At 60.7% G+C, this 1,380-nt stretch carries 2 protein-coding genes; both read left to right on the plus strand.

The features are described 5' to 3' along the window. The first annotated feature begins 62 nt into the window (after positions 1–62). Positions 63–464: a helix-turn-helix domain-containing protein gene (locus tag JQ587_RS36580; RefSeq protein WP_212428604.1), complete on the plus strand. Its 402-nt coding sequence runs from the start codon at positions 63–65 to the stop codon at positions 462–464. Continuing rightward, the gene (locus JQ587_RS36585; RefSeq protein WP_212428605.1) at positions 461–1,318 is read left to right on the plus strand and encodes an IS3 family transposase; all 858 of its coding nucleotides are present in this window, start codon (positions 461–463) and stop codon (positions 1,316–1,318) included. The genes JQ587_RS36580 and JQ587_RS36585 overlap by 4 nt, the downstream gene beginning before the upstream one ends. Positions 1,319–1,380 lie beyond the last annotated feature (62 nt).

Below are 1,380 nucleotides of genomic sequence, written 5' to 3' on the forward strand. Positions count from 1 at the left end.
CTGGACTGCACCCCTGAAGTGAGACACGATAATTTCAGTGACAGGCATTCCGAGGATGACCTGTGGCAGGACAAGGAAAGAACCGTCAGTTTCCGACGGCCTACAAGATAAAGGCGATCAAGCGGGTTGAGAGAGGTGACGGCGTTCTGCCCGTAGCCCGTGAACTCGGAATTTCTCGCAAGATTCTCCACGACTGGATCAAGGCGTGGAACGCCGATGGGCCAGACGGATTGAACCGCAAGCGCGGACCCAAGCCTGGCCCCCGCAAGCTGAAGCCGCCGGCGACGTACAACGACAAGCGCTCCGCCCTGGTGCTCGCCAAAGCGCGTATCGCCGAGCTCGAAGGGCTGGTGGGTCGCCAGCAGATGGACCTCGATTTTTTTCGGCAAGCCTTGCGCGCCTTGGAGCGGCCGGCAGCGCAAGGCAAACCCGCATCCGCGTCATCGAAGTCATCCAAGCGATGACTTCGCAAGCAACAGACCCAAACGTCGACGTGCAGCGACTATGCCGCCTCGCGGGTCTTCCGCGCGCGACGTATTACCGTCGTCTCGCCAAACGCAGCCGCGAGACAGCCGAGTGCGAGCTGCGCGACGTGATCCAGCGCATCTGCCTCAAGCACGTCTTCTACGGCTATCGGCGGGTGACCGCGGCTCTCCGGCGCCAAGGCATAGTGGTGAATGCCAAGAAAGTTCAGCGGCTTATGCGCCAGGATAATCTGCTCGCACAGCGCAGGACGCCGTTCCTGAAGCCGCCAGCAGAACGACCATCAGGCGTTCTCGTCATCCCCAATCTGGTCCGCGGCCTGGTGCCATCCGCCCCCGATCAGATCTGGGTCGCCGACATCACCTATGTCCATCTCGCCAAGACCTTTGCCTATCTCGCCGTCATTCTGGATGCCTTCTCGCGCAAGGCTGTTGGCTGGGCTTTTGAAGATACGCTCGATGCCTCACTCGCCATCGCTGCGCTGGAGAAAGCCATCGACGCCCGGAAGCCGGCACCTGGCAGCCTGATCCATCACTCCGATCGCGGCGTGCAATACGCGTCCATCGCCTACCGCCAGCGACTGGCCGATCGCGACATCACCATCAGCATGAGCAGGCCGGGAAATCCCTTCGACAACGCCAAGGCCGAAAGCTTCATGAAAACGCTCAAGGCCGAGCAGGTCAACGGCAAGGCCTTTACCGATCTGGGCGACGCACGCCGCCACATCAACAGCTTTATCGCGGAGATCTACAACAAAGAGCGCCTGCACTCGGCGCTCGGATACCAGTCGCCCCTTGAGTTCGAAACCGCCTTCGCGCAAAACAAAGCGCGGTAGCGCATCGTGACAACCCCACTGTCACTGAAATTATCGTGTCTCACTTCAGGGGTGCAGTCCAG

Source organism: Bradyrhizobium manausense, assembly GCF_018130615.1.
In the GTDB taxonomy this organism is placed as follows: Bacteria; Pseudomonadota; Alphaproteobacteria; order Rhizobiales; family Xanthobacteraceae; genus Bradyrhizobium; species Bradyrhizobium manausense_A.